Source organism: Taibaiella chishuiensis, assembly GCF_003014535.1.
Lineage (GTDB): Bacteria > Bacteroidota > Bacteroidia > Chitinophagales > Chitinophagaceae > Taibaiella > Taibaiella chishuiensis.
Genome location: NZ_PYGD01000014.1, coordinates 39,599 through 61,092, shown reverse-complemented (window position 1 = coordinate 61,092; position 21,494 = coordinate 39,599). Strand labels below are relative to the sequence as shown.

17 protein-coding genes are annotated in these 21,494 nt (G+C 49.4%); 14 read left to right on the top strand and 3 right to left on the bottom strand.

The features are described from left to right. Positions 1 to 167: 167 nt before the first annotated feature. Together B0I18_RS23440 and B0I18_RS23435 are read left to right on the top strand one after the other, a co-directional pair. Entirely contained in the window at positions 168 to 1,538 is a 1,371-nt protein-coding gene (locus tag B0I18_RS23440; RefSeq protein ID WP_106525204.1) for a dipeptidase, read from the top strand. A 427-nt stretch (positions 1,539 to 1,965) separates the two neighbouring features. Next, positions 1,966 to 7,038 carry a T9SS type B sorting domain-containing protein gene (locus B0I18_RS23435; RefSeq protein ID WP_106525203.1) on the top strand — a complete coding sequence of 1,691 codons (5,073 nt, stop codon included), beginning with the start codon at positions 1,966 to 1,968 and terminating at the stop codon, positions 7,036 to 7,038. Between the two features lie 67 nt (positions 7,039 to 7,105). On the opposite strand, the gene B0I18_RS23430 is transcribed toward B0I18_RS23435, so the two are convergent. Continuing rightward, positions 7,106 to 7,387: a DciA family protein gene (locus B0I18_RS23430; protein ID WP_106525202.1), complete on the bottom strand. Its 282-nt coding sequence runs from the start codon at positions 7,385 to 7,387 to the stop codon at positions 7,106 to 7,108. A 10-nt stretch (positions 7,388 to 7,397) separates the two neighbouring features. After that, the gene (locus tag B0I18_RS23425; protein WP_106525201.1) at positions 7,398 to 7,811 is read right to left on the bottom strand and encodes a Fur family transcriptional regulator; all 414 of its coding nucleotides are present in this window, start codon (positions 7,809 to 7,811) and stop codon (positions 7,398 to 7,400) included. 110 nt (positions 7,812 to 7,921) lie between these two features. On the opposite strand from B0I18_RS23425, the gene B0I18_RS23420 reads away from it, so the two are divergent. The 3 genes from B0I18_RS23420 (at position 7,922) to B0I18_RS23410 (ending at position 11,490) form a co-directional block, all read left to right on the top strand. After that, positions 7,922 to 8,635, top strand: a complete 714-nt coding sequence (locus B0I18_RS23420) for a ZIP family metal transporter (RefSeq protein WP_181358598.1) — start codon at positions 7,922 to 7,924, stop codon at positions 8,633 to 8,635. A gap of 71 nt (positions 8,636 to 8,706) precedes the next feature. Then, positions 8,707 to 9,594 (top strand): TraB/GumN family protein, encoded by an 888-nt coding sequence (locus tag B0I18_RS23415; RefSeq protein ID WP_181358597.1) that lies wholly within the window; start codon positions 8,707 to 8,709, stop codon positions 9,592 to 9,594. A 57-nt stretch (positions 9,595 to 9,651) separates the two neighbouring features. After that, positions 9,652 to 11,490, top strand: coding sequence for a UbiD family decarboxylase (locus tag B0I18_RS23410; RefSeq protein ID WP_219906039.1), 1,839 nt, complete (start codon positions 9,652 to 9,654; stop codon positions 11,488 to 11,490). Here B0I18_RS23410 and B0I18_RS23405 read toward each other — a convergent pair. After that, the gene (locus B0I18_RS23405) at positions 11,464 to 12,312 is read right to left on the bottom strand and encodes a glycosyltransferase (RefSeq protein WP_106525197.1); all 849 of its coding nucleotides are present in this window, start codon (positions 12,310 to 12,312) and stop codon (positions 11,464 to 11,466) included. The genes B0I18_RS23410 and B0I18_RS23405 overlap by 27 nt on opposite strands. A gap of 139 nt (positions 12,313 to 12,451) precedes the next feature. Between B0I18_RS23405 and B0I18_RS23400 the strand changes: the two genes are divergently transcribed. The 9 genes from B0I18_RS23400 to B0I18_RS23360 all read left to right on the top strand — a co-directional run bounded on the left by B0I18_RS23400 (position 12,452) and on the right by B0I18_RS23360 (position 21,411). Next, the gene (locus tag B0I18_RS23400) at positions 12,452 to 13,051 is read left to right on the top strand and encodes an LURP-one-related family protein (protein ID WP_106525196.1); all 600 of its coding nucleotides are present in this window, start codon (positions 12,452 to 12,454) and stop codon (positions 13,049 to 13,051) included. A gap of 28 nt (positions 13,052 to 13,079) precedes the next feature. Then, the gene (locus tag B0I18_RS23395) at positions 13,080 to 13,715 is read left to right on the top strand and encodes a YiiX/YebB-like N1pC/P60 family cysteine hydrolase (protein ID WP_181358596.1); all 636 of its coding nucleotides are present in this window, start codon (positions 13,080 to 13,082) and stop codon (positions 13,713 to 13,715) included. Between the two features lie 108 nt (positions 13,716 to 13,823). Continuing rightward, entirely contained in the window at positions 13,824 to 14,996 is a 1,173-nt protein-coding gene (locus tag B0I18_RS23390; RefSeq protein WP_106525195.1) for a class I SAM-dependent rRNA methyltransferase, read from the top strand. A 56-nt stretch (positions 14,997 to 15,052) separates the two neighbouring features. Further along, a complete protein-coding gene (locus B0I18_RS23385; protein ID WP_106525194.1) occupies positions 15,053 to 15,742 on the top strand; it encodes a response regulator transcription factor in 690 nt (229 codons plus the stop codon). Between the two features lies 1 nt (position 15,743). Beyond that, positions 15,744 to 17,138: a HAMP domain-containing sensor histidine kinase gene (locus B0I18_RS23380; protein ID WP_106525193.1), complete on the top strand. Its 1,395-nt coding sequence runs from the start codon at positions 15,744 to 15,746 to the stop codon at positions 17,136 to 17,138. A gap of 136 nt (positions 17,139 to 17,274) precedes the next feature. Further along, positions 17,275 to 17,757, top strand: coding sequence for a hypothetical protein (locus B0I18_RS23375; protein WP_106525192.1), 483 nt, complete (start codon positions 17,275 to 17,277; stop codon positions 17,755 to 17,757). A 39-nt stretch (positions 17,758 to 17,796) separates the two neighbouring features. Beyond that, entirely contained in the window at positions 17,797 to 18,714 is a 918-nt protein-coding gene (locus B0I18_RS23370) for a bestrophin family protein (RefSeq protein ID WP_106525191.1), read from the top strand. Between the two features lie 244 nt (positions 18,715 to 18,958). Further along, positions 18,959 to 20,458: an APC family permease gene (locus B0I18_RS23365; protein ID WP_106525190.1), complete on the top strand. Its 1,500-nt coding sequence runs from the start codon at positions 18,959 to 18,961 to the stop codon at positions 20,456 to 20,458. Positions 20,459 to 20,499: 41 nt separating this feature from the next. Continuing rightward, positions 20,500 to 21,411, top strand: coding sequence for a bestrophin family protein (locus B0I18_RS23360; RefSeq protein WP_106525189.1), 912 nt, complete (start codon positions 20,500 to 20,502; stop codon positions 21,409 to 21,411). The last annotated feature ends 83 nt before the right edge of the window (positions 21,412 to 21,494 follow it).

Sequence of the window (21,494 nt, the reverse complement as noted above, 5' to 3'; positions counted from 1 at the left end):
GTAGGTAAAAATTTAACCCTTAAATCAGGGTGCAAATGTTAGGAATTATCCCGATGCAGACAAGTGCCGGAAGCAGGTACAGCGGGATTAAATGGAAAATTAAAATTATTCGGGTAAAAGTAGAATTAAATCATTTCGCTTACTTTTGAGCCTCAAAATTAAATATCATGGAAGTCTGGAAAGAATATCTTGAAACCAACAAACAACGTTTTCTCGACGAATTATTGGACCTGCTGCGTATCCCATCGGTAAGCGCCGACAGTAAATATAAAGGAGATGTTGCCCGTTGTGCCGACGCCGTTCAGGCTGCGATGCTGGCCGCCGGTTGCACCAAGGCTGAAGTTTGCCCTACGGCCGGCCACCCGATCGTGTATGGCGAAATCATCGTTGACGAAAAATTACCGACCGTACTGGTTTACGGGCACTACGACGTACAGCCCGCCGATCCGCTGGATCTCTGGCATAGCGGACCCTTCGATCCGGTGATCAAAGACGGTAAGATCTATGCCCGCGGTGCATGCGACGACAAAGGCCAGATGTACATGCATATTAAAGCGCTCGAAGTAATGGTGAAAACCAATACACTGCCCTGCAACGTGAAGCTGATGATCGAAGGTGAAGAAGAAGTGGGCAGCGATAACCTGGGCATCTTCGTCGAAGCCAACAAAGAAAAACTGAAAGCCGATATCGTGCTGATCTCCGATACTTCGATGATCAGTATGGAAAATCCTTCTATCGAAAGCGGTCTGCGTGGCCTGGCTTATATGGAAGTAGAAGTTACCGGTCCGGACCGCGACCTGCACAGTGGCGTTTACGGCGGTGCTGTAGCCAACCCAATCAACCAGCTGTGCAAAATGATAGCTTCGCTGCACGACGAAAACAATCACATTACCATACCCGGCTTCTACGACAAGGTGCTTGATCTCAAAGCCGAAGAGCGCGACGAGCTTAATAAAGCGCCTTTCGACCTGGACGAGTATAAAAAAGACCTGAAGGTAGACGAAGTATGGGGCGAAAAAGGATATACCGTACTCGAACGTACCGGTACCCGTCCTACATTGGATGTAAACGGTATCTGGGGCGGTTATACCGGCGAAGGCGCTAAAACCGTGCTGCCTTCCAAGGCTTATGCCAAGATCTCTATGCGCCTGGTGCCTAACCAGATCTCCAAAGAAATTTCCAACCTGTTTGCCGACCATTTTAAAAAGATCGCACCCGAAGGTGTTACCGTTAAAGTAACCCCGCACCACGGCGGCGAGCCTGTAGTAACGCCTACCGATTCGCCGGCATACCAGGCGGCAGCCCGCGCTATCAAAGCTACCTTCGGTAAGGATCCGATCCCTACACGCGGTGGCGGCAGTATCCCTATCGTAGCGCTGTTTGAAAGCGTGCTGGGACTGAAAACCGTATTGCTTGGTTTTGGCCTGGACAACGATAACATCCACTCGCCAAACGAGAAATACGATGTGTTCAATTACTACAAAGGCATCGAAACGATCCCGTACTTCCATAAGTTCTTTGCAGAAAGCAAAGCTTAAACAAGATAACCTGGTCTTCGTATAAAGATTAAAAGAGGCCTGCAGTTAAAAAACTGCAGGCCTCTTTGCTTTTAGGGGGGCTTTAAATCCTTTACATGTATTTGCGTCTTGTAAGTAACATTCTTTAAATATTCGGCTAATCGGAAATACATGTAAAATGATTTTTTTGTACTATAAAATGTAAATTAATGTAAATCGCTATCTATGCATTAGTTTACTGAATTATCTTCGCTGTTCCTTTTATTTCTTCTGTGACGGTAATTCGCGGTTGTCTGTGATTGCCGGAGTGCTTGCTATATGCATATATGGCTGGTATCGTCATGTAAGTAATATGCATTAAAAATGTATTAAATTTTTAACTGTGATTTAGTTTGGAGCCGGGGATACGGGCAGTTGTATGCAAAGTGTTTGATCAAGTCTCATAAATATGAAATCAAGATTACCTCCACACCCCGCTTCTTTAAAGCGTATTACGGGATTTCGTTTTTTACTGTTGGGGTGTATATTTACGGCAGGGACCGGTCGTGCCCAGAACCTCTTATACAACGGTAGTTTTACGGCACAACCTGCCAGTCAGTGGGGGGCTGTAGCACCGGGCACCGTTACGGAGACGACAAATCCCGAGAGCACCTACGGTGGCGCCTCTGCAACGAATATCGTGGCGGAGGTAGACGCCGAAGCTACCTTGCGAAGGACGGCGATACCCGTGGTGGCCGGGCAGGCTTATCACTTTGCCTACCGGTATTCAAGGCGTACTTCCAATGGACCGGCATCCAATCCCAATACGGTCAATGTACGCCTGTATAATGGCGCCAATACTTTCCTGGCACAAAGCGTGGCCGCATCCAATTCCAGTTGGACCTGGCAGTGTTTCACGGGCACGTTTACCCCTACAACTAATGCCGTCGCCCTGGATATGACCAGCCAGAATCCTGCCGGTGTCACCTCGGGTACACTGGTCGACGATATTACCCTTACCCCGGTCAACCAGCCCATAACCGCTACGGGTACGCCTTGCCGGGGTAAAACAATCATTTTAAGTGCGCCCGATTTTCCGGGCGACCCCGATTCAAAATATACCAATCATAGCTGGACTGGCCCCAACGGTTTTACGGCAACCGGTTCGTCGGTAACGCTTACCAATGTACAGCCTTTACAAAGTGGTGTATACACCTGTACCATGACCCTTAATTCCTGTTTGCAGGTAAGTGGTCAGTACCAGCTTACCATTGCTCCTTATCCTACGGGTATCGATGTAAAGACCATCTGCCAGGGTAAGAGTTATGTATTTAATGGCGTTGCCTATACCACGGCGAACAATACCGCCAAAGACACGTTCCAAACTGCTGCAGGCTGCGATAGTATTGTAACGCTAAACCTGACGGTAACGCCTTATCCCACGGGTACCGATGTAAAGACCATCTGCCAGGGTAAGAGTTATGTATTCAATGGCATTACCTATACCACGGCGAATAATACCGCCAAAGACACGTTTCAGACCGCTGCAGGTTGCGATAGTATTGTAACACTTAATCTTACAGTGACACCTTATCTTACCGGAACGGCCAACGTTACCATTTGCCAGGGTAAAAGTTATAGCTTTAATGGCACGACCTATACCACATCGCAGTCGGGTTTAAAGGATACCCTGCAGACTGCTGCAGGCTGCGATAGTATTGTCACGCTAAACCTTACGGTAACACCTTATCTTACGGGTACCGATATAAAGACGATCTGCCAGGGGCAGAGTTATGTATTTAATGGCATTACTTATACCACGGCGAATAATACCGCCAAAGATACGTTTCAAACTGCTGCAGGCTGCGATAGTATCGTAACACTGAATCTTACAGTGACACCTTATCTTACCGGAACGGCTCATGTTACCATTTGCCAGGGTAAAAGTTATAGCTTTAATGGTGCGACCTATACGACATCCCAATCGGGTTTAAAGGATACCCTGCAAAACGCTGCAGGTTGCGATAGTATCGTAACGCTGAATCTTACAGTAGCACCTTATCTTACCGGAACGGCTGATGTTACCATTTGCCAGGGCCAGGGTTATAGCTTTAATGGGAGTACCTATACCACATCACAATCGGGTTTAAAGGATACCCTGCAAAACGCTGCAGGTTGCGATAGTATCGTCACGCTAAACCTTACGGTAACGCCTTATCCAACGGGTACCGATGTAAAGACCATTTGTCAGGGCAAGAGTTATGTATTCAATGGCGTTACCTATACCACTACGAATAATACCGCCAAAGATACCTTCCAGACTGCTGCAGGCTGCGATAGTATAGTCACGCTGAATCTTACGGTTACGCCCTATCTTACGGGAACGGCTCATGTTACCATTTGCCAGGGCCAGAGTTACAGCTTTAATGGCACGACCTATACCACATCGCAGTCGGGTTTAAAGGATACCCTGCAAACTGCTGCAGGCTGTGATAGTATTGTAACGTTAAACCTTACCGTAACGCCTTATCCCACGGGTATCGATGTAAAGACGATCTGTCAAGGGCAGAGTTATTTATTTAATGGCGTTACCTATACCACCTCGCAATCGGGCTTAAAGGATACCCTGCAGACTGCTGCCGGCTGCGACAGTATCGTAACCCTAAACCTTACGGTCTCACCTTATCTTACGGGTACCGATATAAAGACGATCTGTCAAGGCCAGAGCTATCTATTCAATGGCGTTACCTACACCACATCTAATAGTACGGCAAGGGATACGTTAACCACGGCAGGCGGTTGTGATAGTATTGTCACGCTAAACCTTACGGTCTCACCTTATCTTACAGGAACGGCCAATATTACCATTTGCCAGGGCCAGAGTTATAGCTTTAATGGTGCGACCTATACGACATCGCAGTCGGGCTTAAAGGATACTCTGCAAACGGTTGCAGGCTGTGATAGTATTGTAACCTTAAACCTTACCGTAACCCCTTATCTAACGGGTACCGATGTAAAGACGATCTGTCAGGGCCAGAGCTATCTATTTAATGGCGTCACGTATACCACATCCAACAGTACAGCAAAGGATACGGTAACCACGGCAGGTGGTTGTGATAGTATTGTAACCCTAAACCTTACGGTAACACCTTATCTTACGGGAACGGCTGATGTTACCATTTGCCAGGGCCAGAGTTATAGCTTTAATGGGAGTACCTATACCACATCGCAGTCCGGTTTAAAGGATACCCTGCAAACTGCTGCAGGCTGCGATAGTATTGTAACATTAAACCTGACCGTAACCCCTTATCTTACGGGTACCGATGTAAAGACGATCTGTCAAGGCCAGAGTTATCTATTTAATGGCGTCATGTATACTACATCCAACAGTACGGCAAGGGATACTTTAACCACGGCAGGTGGTTGCGATAGCATAGTCACGCTGAATCTTACGGTTTCGCCTTATCTTACGGGTACCGATATAAAGACGATCTGTCAAGGTCAGAGTTATGTATTCAACGGCGTTACTTATACCACGACGAATAATACCGCCAAAGATACCTTCCTGACTGCTGCAGGTTGCGACAGTATTGTAACCCTAAACCTTACGGTCTCACCTTATTTTACGGGTACCGATGTAAAGACCATCTGTCAGGGCCAGAGTTATCTATTTAATGGCGTCACGTATACGACATCTAATAGTACGGCAAGGGATACGTTAACCACGGCAGGTGGTTGCGATAGTATTGTAACGCTAAACCTTACCGTTACGCCCTATCTTACAGGAACGGCCAACGTTACCATTTGCCAGGGCCAGAGCTATAGCTTTAATGGGAGTACCTATACCACATCGCAGTCGGGTTTAAAGGATACCCTGCAGACTGCTGCAGGCTGCGATAGCATTGTAACGCTGAATCTTACGGTTTCGCCTTATCTTACGGGTACCGATGTAAAGACCATTTGTCAAGGCCAGAGTTATGTATTCAATGGCGTTACTTATACCACAGCGAATAATACCGCCAAAGACACGTTTCAGACTGCTGCAGGTTGCGATAGTATTGTCACGCTAAACCTTACTGTTACGCCCTATCTTACGGGTACCGATATAAAGACCATATGTCAAGGGCAGAGTTATTTATTTAATGGCATCACGTATACGACATCCAACAGTACGGCAAGGGATACTTTAGCCACTGCAGGTGGTTGTGATAGTATCGTAACCCTAAATCTTACGGTTTCGCCTTATCTTACGGGTACCGATGTAAGGACGATCTGTCAAGGCCAGAGTTATCTATTTAATGGCGTCACGTATACGACATCCAACAGTACAGCAAGGGATACGTTAACCACGGCAGGTGGTTGTGATAGTATTGTTACGCTAAACCTTACCGTTACGCCCTATCTTACAGGAACGGCCAATATTACCATTTGCCAGGGCCAGGGTTACAGCTTTAATGGGATTACCTATACCACATCGCAGTCCGGCTTAAAGGATACCTTGCAAACGGTTGCTGGCTGCGATAGTATTGTAACGCTAAACCTTACGGTTTCGCCTTATCTTACGGGTACCGATGTGAAGACCATTTGCCAAGGGCAAGGTTATTTATTTAATGGCGTCACGTATACGACATCCAACAGTACGGCAAGGGATACTTTAACCACGGCAGGTGGTTGTGATAGTATTGTCACGCTGAACTTAACGGTAACACCTTATCTTACCGGAACAGTCCATGTTACCATTTGCCAGGGACAGGGTTATAGCTTTAATGGGAGTACCTATACCACCTCGCAATCGGGCTTAAAGGATACTCTGCAAACGGTTGCAGGCTGTGATAGTATAGTAACCCTGAATCTTACCGTTACACCTTACCTGGCCGGTATCGATGAGCAGGTAATCTGCCAGGGCCAGGCTTATGTGTTTAATGGCATTACCTATACTGCAGCTAATAATACCGCTACGGATACCCTCCTGACTGCTGCAGGTTGCGATAGTATTGTTACCCTGCAGCTTACCGTCAACCCCTTGCCCACGGTCGGTATCAGTATAGATACTGAGCGCAGCGGCGCCTTCTGTACCGGCGATTCGGTGCGCCTCAGGGCAACAGGCGCAACGGATTATACCTGGAGCGATTACCGGGGGGCTATGGGCAATGGCGAAACGATAACAGTACTGCTGACACAGGCCGGTAATACCTTCCGGGTGAAGGGTAGGGATGATAACAGTTGTACCGACACTGCACAGATCGCTATAAATACAGAGCCCTGTTGTAAGGTCTACATGCCCAATGCCTTTAGCCCCAACGGGGATGGGCTGAACGACGAAATAGGACCGGTTACGCAAGGACATCCCCTGGGGTACCGGTTCCGGGTATTCAATCGCTGGGGACAACTGGTGTTTGTCTCGTATAAAATAGAAGAGCGCTGGAAGGGGACTATGAATGGGGCGCCGGCCGACATGGGTACTTATTATTATGTAGTCGGTGGTACCTGCGTGGATGGCACACCCATCCATTTACAGGGGGATATCGTGTTGATCCGTTAAGCCGGGACGATAAAAATAACAGCGGGCTATCTTTATAGGATAGCCCGCTGCCGTATGGGTGCGCCGGTTAGCGGATCACCACATCTTTTACCACCTGCTCTTTAAAATATTCGTTGATATTGGCGACGATCTGCGCCTTGCCGAACTGCAATTCCTGCTTCAGGGGGGCTACATCGGTAGTGATATGCAGCACGCCGTCTTTCAGCGATACGTCGCGCGTGTATTTGGCAATGGTATTGCCCATAATTTTTTCCCATTCTCCCTTAACCCGGATCTCGTCGATCCTCGCTTTTAGCCTTGCACTTTTCAAAAAGCTGCTCAGGGCATCGCCAACACTTACAGAAGCCATATTCCGGTTTTTAATTATTACATTCTTTGCAGATGCCTTTCACCTGTACATCCAGGGTATTCTTCTTAAACCCGCGCGGCACTTTTACATCTTTCAGCGGGAAACTATCTTCGAGGCAAAATACCTCTTCACATTTCAGGCAGATAAAATGGGCATGACAATGATCCTTGTCTGCTTCGTCGGCAGCTGAATAAGCGTATTTGGCTGTTCCGTTGGGATCGATTATCTTATGAAGGATGCCCGCATCTTCGAAGGAATGTAAGGTACGGAAAAGGGTAACCCGGTCGAAGTCCACATCCAGCGCCCGCGACAGGTCCTGGTGCGATAAGCCTTTCTCTGCATGGATCAGTACGGATAATACCGCTTTCCGGAGCTTCGTATTCTTAAGGCCATGTTGTTGCAATATATCTTCTTCACCTTTCATGATGCGAAGATAAGAAATTTAAATGCAACATTGTTGCGTTTTTGTAAAAAAATCAGTTAGTTTTGCCGCCCCATCTTTAAGGATATATGTTTTTGTTCTATAATTTAATTTTGTTTTTAATAACGCTGGCCGGTGGCAGCATTCCCTTGTGGAGCCGCTCCTGGAGCGAGCAGCGTATGAAATACCTGCTGGCATTTTCCGGCGCTTTCCTCTTAAGTATTACCCTGTTGCACCTCGTACCGGAAACGGTGGAACACTCGGGGCACGAAGCCGGTTTGTTCATCCTCGGCGGTTTCTTCCTGCAGCAGGTTATCCAGCGCTTTACCCATGGGGTAGAGCACGGGCATGCGCATGTCGGCGGCGATCACCACCACCATATTCCCGTATTGCCGGTCTTCGCCGGTCTTGCGGTACATGCCTTCAGCGAAGGTTTGCCCCTGGGCATATCCTACAATGATACGGCTACTTTACCCTCGCTGTACCTGGCGGTAGCCCTGCACAAACTGCCCGAGGCCATGCTGATCACTTCGCTGGTTTATGCGGGCAACGGGCGAAAGGGCAGGGCAGCGCTTTCGCTGGTATTGTTCTCGCTCATTACACCGGTGGCGGGGTTGATCACCTATTTCCTGGGCAGCCGTTACGCAGGTATCGAACACTTTATCCATTTGTGCATTCCCGTTATCGCAGGTGCTTTTATCCATATTGCTACGACCATATTCTTCGAAAGTGGTACCAAATCGCACGATATGAACTGGAGAAAATGGGCCGTCACTTTATCGGGGATCGGCCTGGCCCTGCTTACGATGCTGGGCGGTGGTCATTAGTATCCTCTTTTTAGGTAATTTGCAATGTTTTACTGCAATACCGGATTGTTATGTTATGGAAACGAATGCCGATGAAAAAGATTTTTGCCTTCTGCGGCGCTTTGCTGCTGGGCTGGACCGCGGGCCGGGCGCAAAACCGCAAAGCGCCTGAAAATATCCCTGCGGGCGACCATTCCCTGCTCTGGAAAATAAGCGGCAAAGGATTGAAATCACCTTCCTACCTGTTTGGTACGATACACATGATCTGCCCGGATGATTACCTCTGGACACCGGCCATGCAGCGTGCGCTCGACCAGTCCCGGAAAGTAGCCTTCGAACTGGATATGGACGATCCGCAGTTATCGATGCAGGTAGCCATGGGCATGATGTTGCCTCCCGGCAAAACCCTCAAAGATTTTTATACCGAAGCAGAATACAACGAGCTGAAAGCCGCGGTAAACAAAAATGCCGGTATGTCGATAGATATGCTGCAGACCCTGAAGCCTTTTGCCGTAATGAGTATGCTGGCTTCCAGATCTGTAGACTGCAGTACGCCCGATTCTTATGAAGGCAATATTATGAAAGCGGTGTCCAGCAGTGGTAAAGAGATCGTGGGTCTTGAAGCGGCGCAGGACCAGATCGATGTGATCAGCAAAATAAATGCCGATAGCGCGGCGCATATGCTGCTTAAGGTAACCCGGGAAATGGACGAGATGAAAACACAATTTGCCGATATGATCGCTGCTTATAAACAGCAGGATTTGCCGGCACTTTACGAGCTTATTATCGCTTCGCCCGATTATAAAGAAGACCTGAATACCCTGTTGTTTGACCGCAACCGGAAATGGATACCGGTTATAACGCGCCTGTGCAAAGCGCAATCTACCTTTGTAGCCGTGGGCGCGGGCCATCTCTGGGGCGACCAGGGTGTAATCAGCCTGTTGCGCAAGGCCGGTTATACCGTATCCGCAATAAAATAAACAAAGCATCCCGAAGCCGGTTATACCCACCGGTCAATTACCTGCCAACCTCTTGAAATGATGTATCGCAACCTGGAAGAATGCCTGAACGATCTTGAAAAGCATGGACACCTGATCCGGATTAAGGAAGAAGTAGATCCGCACCTCGAAATGGCCGCGATCCATTTACGCGTTCATGCCATGAAGGGGCCGGCCCTGCTGTTCGAAAAGGTAAAGGGCTCCCGCTTCCGGGCTGCATCCAATATATTCGGCACCACCGAACGCAGCCGTTTTATTTTCAGGGATACCTGGAAAGCTGTGGAAGAGATTATCGCATTGCGTAACGATCCTATAAGCGCGCTCAAAAAACCTTTCCGCCATATCGGTACCGGTCTGGCCGCCTTGAAAGCCTTGCCGCTGAAGCGTTCCGGCTTACCTTCAGGCTTCGAGGAGATCCGTATCTCCGACCTGCCGCTCATCAAACACTGGCCTATGGATGGCGGCGCTTTTGTAACGCTGCCGCTGGTATATACCGAAGACGCCGACAAACCTGGTATTATGAATGCCAACCTGGGTATGTATCGCATACAGCTTACCGGTAACGATTACGTAACTGATAAGGAGGTAGGCCTGCATTACCAGATACACCGGGGCATCGGTATCCACCAGGCCAAAGCCAATAAGAAAGGTATACCGCTTAAGGTCAGCTGTTTTGTTGGGGGGCATCCTGCCCATACCCTTGCAGCCGTAATGCCATTGCCCGAAGGGCTTAGTGAGCTTACCTTCGCCGGCCTGTTGGCCGGAAGGCGCTTCCGGTATAGTTATGAAGAAGGTTTCTGCATCAGTCACGATGCTGATTTTATTATTACCGGCGAGGTATTGCCCAACGAAAACAAGCCCGAGGGGCCCTTTGGCGATCACTTGGGTTATTACAGCCTTACGCATCCCTTCCCCTTGATGAAGGTAAACAAGGTATATGCCCGTAAAAATGCCATCTGGAACTTTACGGTTGTTGGCCGTCCCCCGCAGGAGGATACGGCTTTTGGCGCATTGATCCACGAGCTTACCGGCGACGCTATACGCCAGGAAATACCAGGGGTGCAGGAAGTGCATGCGGTAGATGCGGCCGGGGTGCATCCCCTGCTGTTTGCTATCGGTAGCGAACGCTATACGCCTTACCTGCAAACACGGCAACCTGCTGAGATCCTGACCCAGGCCAACCGTATATTGGGTACCGGGCAGCTGAGCCTGGCCAAATTCCTGTTCATAACCGCCGGTGAGTCTTTAAGTACACACGACGAAGCAGCATTTCTACGCTACGTCCTGGAGCGGATCGACCTGCGCAGGGATATCCATTTCCATACCAATACCACGATCGATACCCTCGATTATTCCGGTACCGGGCTGAACTCGGGCAGTAAGGTCGTATTTGCAGCTTATGGCGAACCCTTACGGCAACTGGATACAGCCGTACCTGCTGTGCTTACCGCCCCGGGTGTTTTCCGTGCAGCCCACCTGGTAATGCCCGGTGTAGTAGCAGTAACGGCGCCTGCTTTCGAAAATTATGAAAAAGCTGCTGCGGAAATGCAGCAAATCAGCGACCGCCTGCTGGCTGATGCCAACGCCCTGAAAGGCTTGCCCTTCCTGGTTGTTTGCGACGACAGTGCTTTTATGGCGGCAACGGTCAATAACTTTTTATGGGCCACCTTTACCCGCTGTAATCCCTCGCACGATATCTACGGGGTCGACAGCTTTATACAGCATAAACACTGGGGTTGCAGGGGACCTTTGCTGATCGATGCGCGTACCAAACCGCATCATGCGCCGCCGCTTATTCCCGATCCGGAAGTAGAGCAGCGTGTAGACCGTTTGTTTGAAAAAGGCGGTAGTTTAGAGCGCCTGGGCAACGGGCGGTAAGGGCAGGGCGCCCGGGTATTTACGCGGCGCCTGCACCACTGTTTTAACCAGGCCGTTAATACAGGCTACAATATTGGCTTTCCGTTTCTGTTCCCAGAGGCGTTGCGACTGCTTCAGCTCTTCCTGTCCGTAATTGGCGGCATGATCGAGGTGATAAACGATTGCCCGGAATTTCATGGAAAACAGGTGACAGCCGGTTTGCAACAGGCGCCATTCGATATCCAGGTCTTCCCCGTAAGCGGCCTGCTGGTAATCTTCGTCAAAGCCGTTGATCTCGAGCAGGCGCTCCTTCATTACACCCCAGTTGCAGCCGAGTATTCCTTTGGCTTTGGTCCTGGGCATAAAGGGCAGGTACAATCCTTCTTCAATATGGCTGCTGCCCGCAGCAATAATACGCAACAGCGATAAAGGTTGCAGCGAGTTATACCGGTACAGCCGCTGGGTAATGCGCTGGTGCAGCATCACGCGCCTTCCGGTCATGATGCGGTGGGAGGTCCCGTGCCGGATGTATTCTTCTACAAGACTGGGATGCGGAATACAGTCGCCGTCCAGGAAAATAAGCAGTACGCCTTTTGCTGCGGCAATACTCCTGTTGAGCATCTGGTTTTTGCGGAAGCCTTCATCGGCATCCTGGCTCAGGTGAACAATAGGGAAGGCATGGCGCTTTTGTGCTACGGAAATATAAAAAGCCATTTCCGGGTTATGGTCGTCCTCGGAAATAATGACTTCAAAATTATTGCAGGTTTGCCGGTCCAGGGCTTGCAGGATAAGGGAGAGATTGTCTGTCCGTTTATAGGTGGAGATAATGACAGAGGCTTTCATAGGTTCGATTTTTGAATGGTAATTTTTAACATCACAATTCTTAAACACGCACTACACTGTTCTCAATGCAAAGATATTAACATTTTCTAAGCGCCGTCGCAATGTAGCTTTGCCGCATAAATTTTAACACCTTATAATCATGTCTGTTTTATTCCCTGATTTCTTTGAAACGAATAACTACTTTATCGACGAAAAAGTTGGCTTTTTCAAATTCTCCAATGCCTATAAAGTGTTCAACGAACATGGCGAACAGATCGGTATGATCCAGCAACAGGTGCCCGGTTGGCATAAGGTGCTGCGCATGATCCTGAACAAGGCCATGTTGCCGTTTACGCTCGAGATTAAAGATATGGGCGACAACCCGCTTGTAACGATCAGGCGCGGCTGGACCTTCTGGATGTCGAAGATCGTACTGACCGATAGCAAGGGCATGCCGCTGGGCTCTATTGTACAGAAGTTCAAATTCTTTAAACCCACTTTTCGCATATTTGATGTGCACGAGATGCAGGTAGCCGAGATCACCGGCGACTGGAAAGGCTGGAATTTTACCATCAAAGACGCCCGGGAAATGCCCGTGGGCACCATTACAAAAAAATGGAACGGCATCCTGAAAGAAGCTTTTACCACGGCAGATAAATATATTGTATCGATCAATGAAGAAGTGGCCGAAGATACCCGTAAGATGATTATGGTATCGACTGCTATTACGATAGATATGGTGCTTAAGGAAAGTAAATAATCGGTTGCACCTTCCGTATCTTCGCGTTATGATAAAACAGATCTTAATCGGCATAGCCCTGCTTTTGTCCGCTTCGAAGGCTCCGGCGCAGCAGCGCCTGCCCTTTGCCCTGCAAACCGGCGATCTCCTGTTCCAGGATCTCGATTGCGGCGATATGTGCAATGCAATCGAAGAAGTAACGCAGGGCTTCGATGGTAAGCGGTTTTCGCATGTCGGCCTGGTCGCGCTGAGCGGCGATACCGTACGCGTGATCGAAGCGATGGGGCCGGGTGTACGGATCGTATCCCTGGATGACTTCCGCAAACGCAATGCCAATAAGATCTATATCGGCAGGGTACAACAGCAATACGCGGCGTTGCCGGCTGAAGCGATCGTTTTTGCCCTGAAACAGGTAGGCGCGCCCTACGACGACGACTTTATCTATGGCAACGGCAAATATTATTGTTCCGAATTGGTATACGATGCTTATAAATATGCCAATAAGGAACGGCCTTTTTTCGAATTGCAACCCATGACCTTTAAGCAACCCGGCAAACCGGACTATTACCCGGTATGGGTCAGCTATTATAAAAAGCTGGGCCGGGATATCCCGGAAGGCGAACCGGGCTGCAACCCCGGGGGGCTGTCCCGCTCGCCGAAAATTGAAATTGTTGGTGGATTCTAAGCCGGCCAGCCGGTAAAACGGGTCAGGCGAAATAGCGATTGCAACTGGTTTACAGCCCATTTTGCAATCGCTTTTTTTTCTTGGCGGGCGAAGCGTTATCTTTGTACGATGGCGAAAATCTTTTTAAGAAAAAAAATAAGTTCCCGTATCGCAGATGGACATCCCTGGATTTTTGGTAATGAAATAGGTGATGAAGACGGGGCATATGAGCCCGGAGATATTGTAGACGTGTTCTCCTCCAACGGCTCCTTTGTAGGCAGGGGCTATATCAACCCCGCATCACAGATCAAAGTACGGTTGCTTACCCGCAACCAGCAGGAAGAGATCAACGACGCCTTTTTCCTGAACCGTATCCAGAAAGCATGGAAGTACCGGCAAAAACTGGGATATGTAGAAAACTGCCGCCTTATTTTTGGGGAAGCCGACGAATTGCCAGCGCTTATTATCGATAAATTTAATGACTACCTGGTGATCCAGACCCTTTCGCTGGGTATGGAACGTTGGAAAGATGCGATCATAAAGGCGCTCGAAGTGACCTTTAACCCCAAAGGCATCTACGAACGCAACGATGTGCCCGTGCGGGAACTGGAAGGTATGAAGCAGCAGAAAGGCTTTCTCAGCGCGCCTTTCGACACCAATATCATCATCAATGAAAATGGACTTAAGTTCCATGTCGATATCGAGAACGGCCAAAAGACCGGTTATTTCCTCGATCAGCAGGACAATCGCCGTTGTATCGGCCAGGTGGTAGAGGGTGCAGACGTGCTCGAAGCCTTTTGTTATACCGGTACCTTCTCGATGCATGCGGCCAAATACGGCGCTAAAAGCGTGCTCGGGCTCGATATTTCCGACTTCGCCATCAATACGGCGCGCCGCAATGCCGAACTGAACGGCTTCCAGGATATCTGTAAATTTGAAAATGTAAATGCTTTTGATGTACTGAAGCAATGGGTAAAAGAAGGCCGCCGTTATGATACGGTCATCCTCGATCCGCCGGCCTTTACCAAAAGCAGGGAAAACATACAGAAAGCCGTTACGGGGTATAAAGAGATTAACCTGAGGGGGATGAAACTGCTGAAACCCGGCGGATTCCTGGTTACGGCCTCCTGTACCAACCTGGTACCACCCGAGCTGTTCCTGCAGATCATCGAAATGGCGGCTAAAGATGCCCGTAAAACTATACGCCAGGTAAGCTGGCAGACCCAGGCGGCCGACCATCCTATTCTCTGGAATGTGCCCAATACCCAATACCTTAAGTTCCTGATCGTGGAAGTAAGCTAAAACGCGGCTTCTGCGAACCCTCCGGCTAAACCTGAAAGACAAAGACCGAAAGAACCATGAAGAAAATACTGTTGATCGAAGATGAAGCCAACGTGGTCAATCTTCTGAAAAGAGGGCTGGAGGAAGAGGGCTACGACATTTCTGTAGCCATGGATGGGGTTTCCGGTTATGAGATGGCAGGCAATCATACCTTCGACCTCATGATCATCGATATCATGCTGCCGGGTATGAACGGCATAGATATATGCCGCAAACTCAGGCAGCAAAAGGTAACCACGCCCATACTGATGCTTACCGCGCTGGGCTCTACCGAAAACATCGTATCGGGCCTGGATAGCGGCGCCGACGATTACCTGGTAAAGCCCTTTAACTTCGCCGAGCTACTGGCGCGTATGCGTACGCTCTTCCGCAGGAACCTCGACAGTGATGCCGATTTTCAGCAGGATAAGGTGCTGTCGCTGGCCGACCTGCAGCTCAACCTGGATACCAAAGCGGTAACACGCGCAGGTGGCGCGCTGCAGCTTACAGCCACGGAGTTCCGCCTGCTGGAGTACCTGCTGCGCAACAAAGGCCGTGTGCTGTCGCGCATGGACATACTCGAATATGTATGGGGCGTGGACTTTAACATGAGCACCAATGTAGTGGACGTGTACATCAATTACCTGCGCAAAAAAGCCGATAAAGATTTTGACCCTAAACTGATCCATACCGTAGTCGGTATGGGATATGTATTAAAAGTAGCCTGATATGCAGCCGCAAAGGATCAGAACGCAGTTAAAGATCACGCTCCTGTATACGGGGCTGACCGCCGCTACGATCCTGCTGCTGAGTGTGCTGGTTTATTTTTTTGCCGAACGGATGTCGTCGCAGGATTTCTATAAAAGGCTCGATATACGGGCCGTAATGGTGGCCCAGCAAAACTTTCCGCAAAGTGCAGGTACCAGCGACCTGATCAAGGACCTGCGCAACGAATACCTCGAAAAGCTGCCCAACGAAAAAGAGTACTTTAAAGTAATAACCCCGGGCACCGGCAGCCGCAACATCATGGACTCGGTAAAACTGCCCGAATCCTTTTACCGCGATATCTTCAATAACCAGCAGGCCGTATACCATAAAGGTGATGTGTATTATGCCGGTATCCTGCACCGGCAAAACGGCAAGAGTATTATCGTAGTCGTATCGGCACGCAACGAATATATTAAACGGCAGCTCACCAACCTGCGCAGCATCCTGCTTACCGGTTTTATCGGTTCCACCCTGCTGATCTTTGCGCTGGGCTGGTTCTTTTCCAAACAGGTATTCCTGCCTATCCGCAAAATGACGCAGAAGGTACGCAACATCAATACCGAAAACCTGCATCTGCGGCTGAATACGGGTAAAAAGAACGACGAAGTAAGCGACCTCGCGCTTACCTTCAACAATATGCTCGACCGCCTGGAGACCTCGTTCGAATCGCAGAACAACTTCGTGAGTAATGCCTCCCATGAACTGAGCACGCCCCTGACCTCTATTATAGGCGAGGCCGAGCTGGCGCTGCAAAAGGAACGCAGTCCCGAACGGTACCAGGAGGCGATGAACATCATTCTCAAAGAGGCCGAGCGCTTAAAGGCGATCATCCAGAGCCTGCTAAGCCTTGCCCAGACCGGGTTTGACGGCAAGCGGCAGATCCAGGAGACGCTCCGGGCCGATGAGCTGCTGCTGATGGCCAAAAAATCGGTAGACCGTATTTATCCCGACAACAAGATCCGGATCGATTACACGCTGTTGCCCGAGGATGATGAAAAGCTGAAGATAAAAGGCAACGATCACCTGCTGGTGCTTGCCTTATCCAATATCATGCTCAATGCCTGCAAGTATTCTGAAAACAAGGAAGTGGTGGTGGCTATAGCCGCCAGCAATACGCGTTTATTCCTTATCATAAAGGACCAGGGTATCGGCATTCCCGAGCAGGAACTGCGTTATATCTATGATCCCTTCTTCCGGGCCTCCAATACCGGCGAAGTAAAAGGGTATGGTATCGGCCTGCCCCTGGCCCGCAATATCATCCGCCTGCACGACGGCGAGCTGGTTGTGAGCTCGATCGTGAACCAGGGTACAGAAGTACAGATCTCGTTCCCGATTGACAAAAGTCAGCCTTTCTAATCTGGTTCTAATCTTCTAACCGGATTTTAATCTTCTTTTTAAAACATTCTAAGATTGCTGTTAGCCCGTTCTAATGGTGTGGTCGCACCTTTGCATTATACACATCGATAATTAATGCTAAAACTTGTGCTGCTTTATGAAGAATGTTATCATACCGACCGACTTTTCCATTAAGTCCCTGAAGCTGATTCATGCTGCTGTCGACCGATTTGGTGAAGCAACGCTGAACATAACCCTGGTGCATGGTTTAACGCCGGATCATTCTATTTCCGGTTTGCTGATGCTGACCAAGCGCCTGGATGTGAGCAAACTGATGACTGAAGAATTTAATGCCGCCTGCGAAGTGATCCGTAATAAGTACGGTACCACGATCCATAGGTTGAAGATAGAGTGTTACTACGGTACCTCCAGGAGTTATATGCGCAGTTTTCTGGAAGCGCGGCAAACGGATGCCATAATCCTGCCTGCCGATTATGAATTTAAGAAGGCTGTAAAGGCCAGCACCGATATCGTGCCGGAACTGGTCAAAGCAGGATACCCGGTATTTTACGAAACACTGCGTACTGGCGGGTTGCAGGTTGCGGAGGATGCTTCGCTTTCGGAGCTGCTGCATATATAACTAAGGCGGTGTTTCCATTATCCCTTAAAATAAGAAGTTATGTTGTTGAAAGAAAATATTCCCTTTAAATACGTCTTTGGGAAGATACGGAAAGAGGTGATCCTGATCACCCTGTATGTGACGATGATAGCGCTGATACAGCATTTCTTTAACCTGAAACTGGCCATACCTTTATCTGTGCCGATGTTGCTGGTTACGGTAATCTCGCTGCTGCTGGCCTTCAGGGCCAACCAGGCCTACGACCGCTGGTGGGAAGCCCGCATCGTTTGGGGCGGTATCGTAAACGATTCGCGCACTTTTGCCCGCCAGGTGGTATCGTTTATAGACAATGCCTACGAGAGCGATGAGAAAGCCGAGATGGAAGCGCGCCTGGTTAACCGGCAGATCGCCTGGGCACATAGCCTCGGACGGGCGCTGCGCGACCGCGGTACCGAAAAGAAACTGCATAAATGGTTGTCGGCCGATGATCTCGAATTTATCGAACGGTTCAGCAATACGCCTATGGCCCTGCTGGAGCTGCATGCCCGCGATCTGAAATTCGCGTTGGACAACGGCTGGATCAATACTTACCAACATGTGGAACTGGATAAGACCCTGACCCGCTTTTCGGATCATATGGGTAAATGTGAAAGGATCAAGAAGACCGTATTCCCCTCTACTTATGGGTTGTACCTGCACCTGGCCATGAACCTGTTCATTATGCTGTTGCCTTTCGCGCTTATCGAGTTTTTCGGTTGGGTAATGATCCCGCTGGTAACCGTTATCGCTTCTGCTTTCTGGCTGATCGAAAAGATGTCGGTGCATATGCAGGATCCTTTTGAAAATAAACCGACCGATACGCCTGTTACTTCGATCGCACAGACGATCGAGCGCGACCTGAAACAGGTAATCAGGGAGCACCATTTAAGCCATAGCCTCGATACAGATAGCCGGGTAGAAAAATTTTATGTACTCTAGGAAATATTGCAGGGTCCGATAGCAGGATAAACGACGTTAAAGAAAAAATTCAAGTTTTGTTTCAGGGATGGTTGTATGCCGGTTCGCGCAAGCGGGCCGGCATTTTTTTATGTTGTTTGCGGTTCCGGCAGGGCCTCTACCATCCAGCCCGGTATTTTAATAAAATAATAGCGAATCCCGGTTACATACGATAGGAACAAAATCAGTTTTTTTTCAGATATTTAGCCCCAGTAAATAATCATACATGGCCGATCCGCACGCTTCTTCCCGTCCCGCTACCGAGGGGCATTTTAATCGTTCACTCAGTCTTACCGATGGGGTATTGCTGGTTGCCGGCTCGATGATCGGGTCCGGCATTTTTATTGTAAGCGCCGACATTACCCGCAACGTGGGCGGGGCAGGCTGGCTCATCGCCGTATGGCTGCTTACCGGCCTTATGACCATGACGGCCGCTATCAGTTACGGCGAATTGAGCGGTATGTTTCCCAAAGCCGGCGGACAATACGTTTACCTCAAAGAATCCTATAATAAACTGATCGCCTTCCTCTATGGCTGGAGCTTTTTTGCCGTGATACAAACGGGAACCATAGCCGCCGTGGGCGTGGCCTTTGCCAAATTTGCCGCTTACCTGTTACCCTCGCTCAGCGAAGACAATAAGATACTGCGCATCCCGACCGGCACCGACGCCTGCAACCAACCTACCTATTTTACGGTAAGTGTGGCACAGGTGGTGGCTATCGGTATCATCATCTTACTTACCTATTCCAATACCAAAGGACTCAAGGGAGGTAAGCTCATCCAGAAGGTGTTTACCTCTACCAAATTACTTTCCCTTTTCGGTTTGATCATTGCCGGTTTTGTTATGTTCCGTCCCGAAGTATGGCATGCCAACTGGGCCGGCGCCTGGACAGCCACCAAGACCGCACTGATCGATAATTGTGTACCCGACAAAGGTTTTAACGTTACCGCTATTTCCGGTACGGTATTCCTGGGCGGTATTGCGGCGGCCATGGTGGGTTCCGTATTCAGCAGCGATGCCTGGAACAATGTGACCTTTATTGCCGGAGAAATGAAGAACCCGCAGCGTAATATAGGCCTGAGCCTGTTCCTGGGCACCCTTATCGTTACCTTTATTTATGTGTCGGCCAACCTGGTGTACCTTGCCGTATTGCCGATGGACCAGATCGCGCATGCCGAAAAGGATCGTGTGGCCGTTGCCGCCTCTACACAGATCTTCGGCGATATGGGCACCAAGGTGATCGCGATCATGATCATGGTCTCAACCTTCGGTTGTAACAATGGCCTGATCCTGGCCGGGGCGCGGGTATATTATACCATGGCCCAGGATGGCCTGTTCTTCAAATCTGCGGGCAAGCTCAATCGCTTTGGCGTACCGCAGTGGGCGCTCTGGGCGCAATGCGTGGTAGCTGCCATTCTTTGTCTTAGCGGTAAGTACGGCGACCTGCTGGATATGATCTCCTTCGTGGTGGTTATCTTTTATATGCTTACCATCGGCGGTATCTTTATCCTGCGCCGCCGCATGCCCAATGCAGAACGGCCTTATAAGGCTTTCGGTTATCCTTTGCTGCCGGCTTTGTATATCATCATGGGCCTTAGCTTTTGCCTGTTGCTGATCTGGTTTAAACCCCAGTTTACCTGGCCGGGCCTCATTATCGTGCTTGTCGGTATTCCCATCTATTACCTGCTGCGTAAAAAGCAGCCGGCGCCGGACGCGGAGGTTTGATCGTGCTTTTTTTCGTTTTTTAAAACCGTAAATACAAGCTTATGCACATAGCGCCTAATATACGCCTGAGCCGTATCTGGAAGGATACCTGGCAGGTCGATATCATCATGATCCTGAGCAGTACGGGGGCGTACCTGGTGCATGCCTTCCTGATCCAGCACAAATTCGAGATCCCGGCCATTATCCCCACCGTATTGGGTACGGCCATTGCTTTCTTTATCGGGTTCAACAATAACCAGGCCTACGACCGCTGGTGGGAAGCCCGTAAAATATGGGGCATGCTGGTCAACGATTCGCGCTCCTGGGCCAGGAGTATTATTAATTATGTACAGCTGGGCGATATACAGGAACATGAGAAACTGGCCATTCAAAGCCGCATGATCACCCGGCATATCGGTTTCCTGTATGCGCTCAAAGGCGCGCTGAGGGCGGCCGACGACTATATGTACAAGAACTACCTCAATGAAGAGGAACTGGCCGAGGTAAAGCTGCATGCCAATGTACACAATGCGATCCTGCAGATCCAGGCGCACGATCTCGATGTATTGCACCGCAAAGGTTATATCGACGGCTTCCGGTTTATGCAGCTCGATGCCCTGCTGGTTAAATTCACCGACGAAATGGGCATGTCCGAACGCATTAAGAACACCGTATTCCCGACGACGTACAATTATTTCACCAAAATATTTATTTGGTTGTTCGTCGTATCTATCGCCCTGGTCACCAGCCAGTATATGGGTATCTGGTCTATCTTTATGAGCTGGCTCATCGGTTTTGTATTCATATCCACGCAGATCAATGGCATGAGCCTGCTTAATCCCTTCAGCAGCAACTCGGCAGCCATCCCGCTCAACCAGATTACGCGCACCATCGAGATCAACCTGTTGCAGATGTTGCACGAGCAGAATATACCGCCGCCGGTAACGCCGGTCAACGACGAATATGTGTTGTAGGCCGCAACGATATTGTCAGCCGGGGGTAAAAAAATGACCGGGTTTATTTATTAATTGTTATCTGTTTTTCTGGTCAGCAGGCA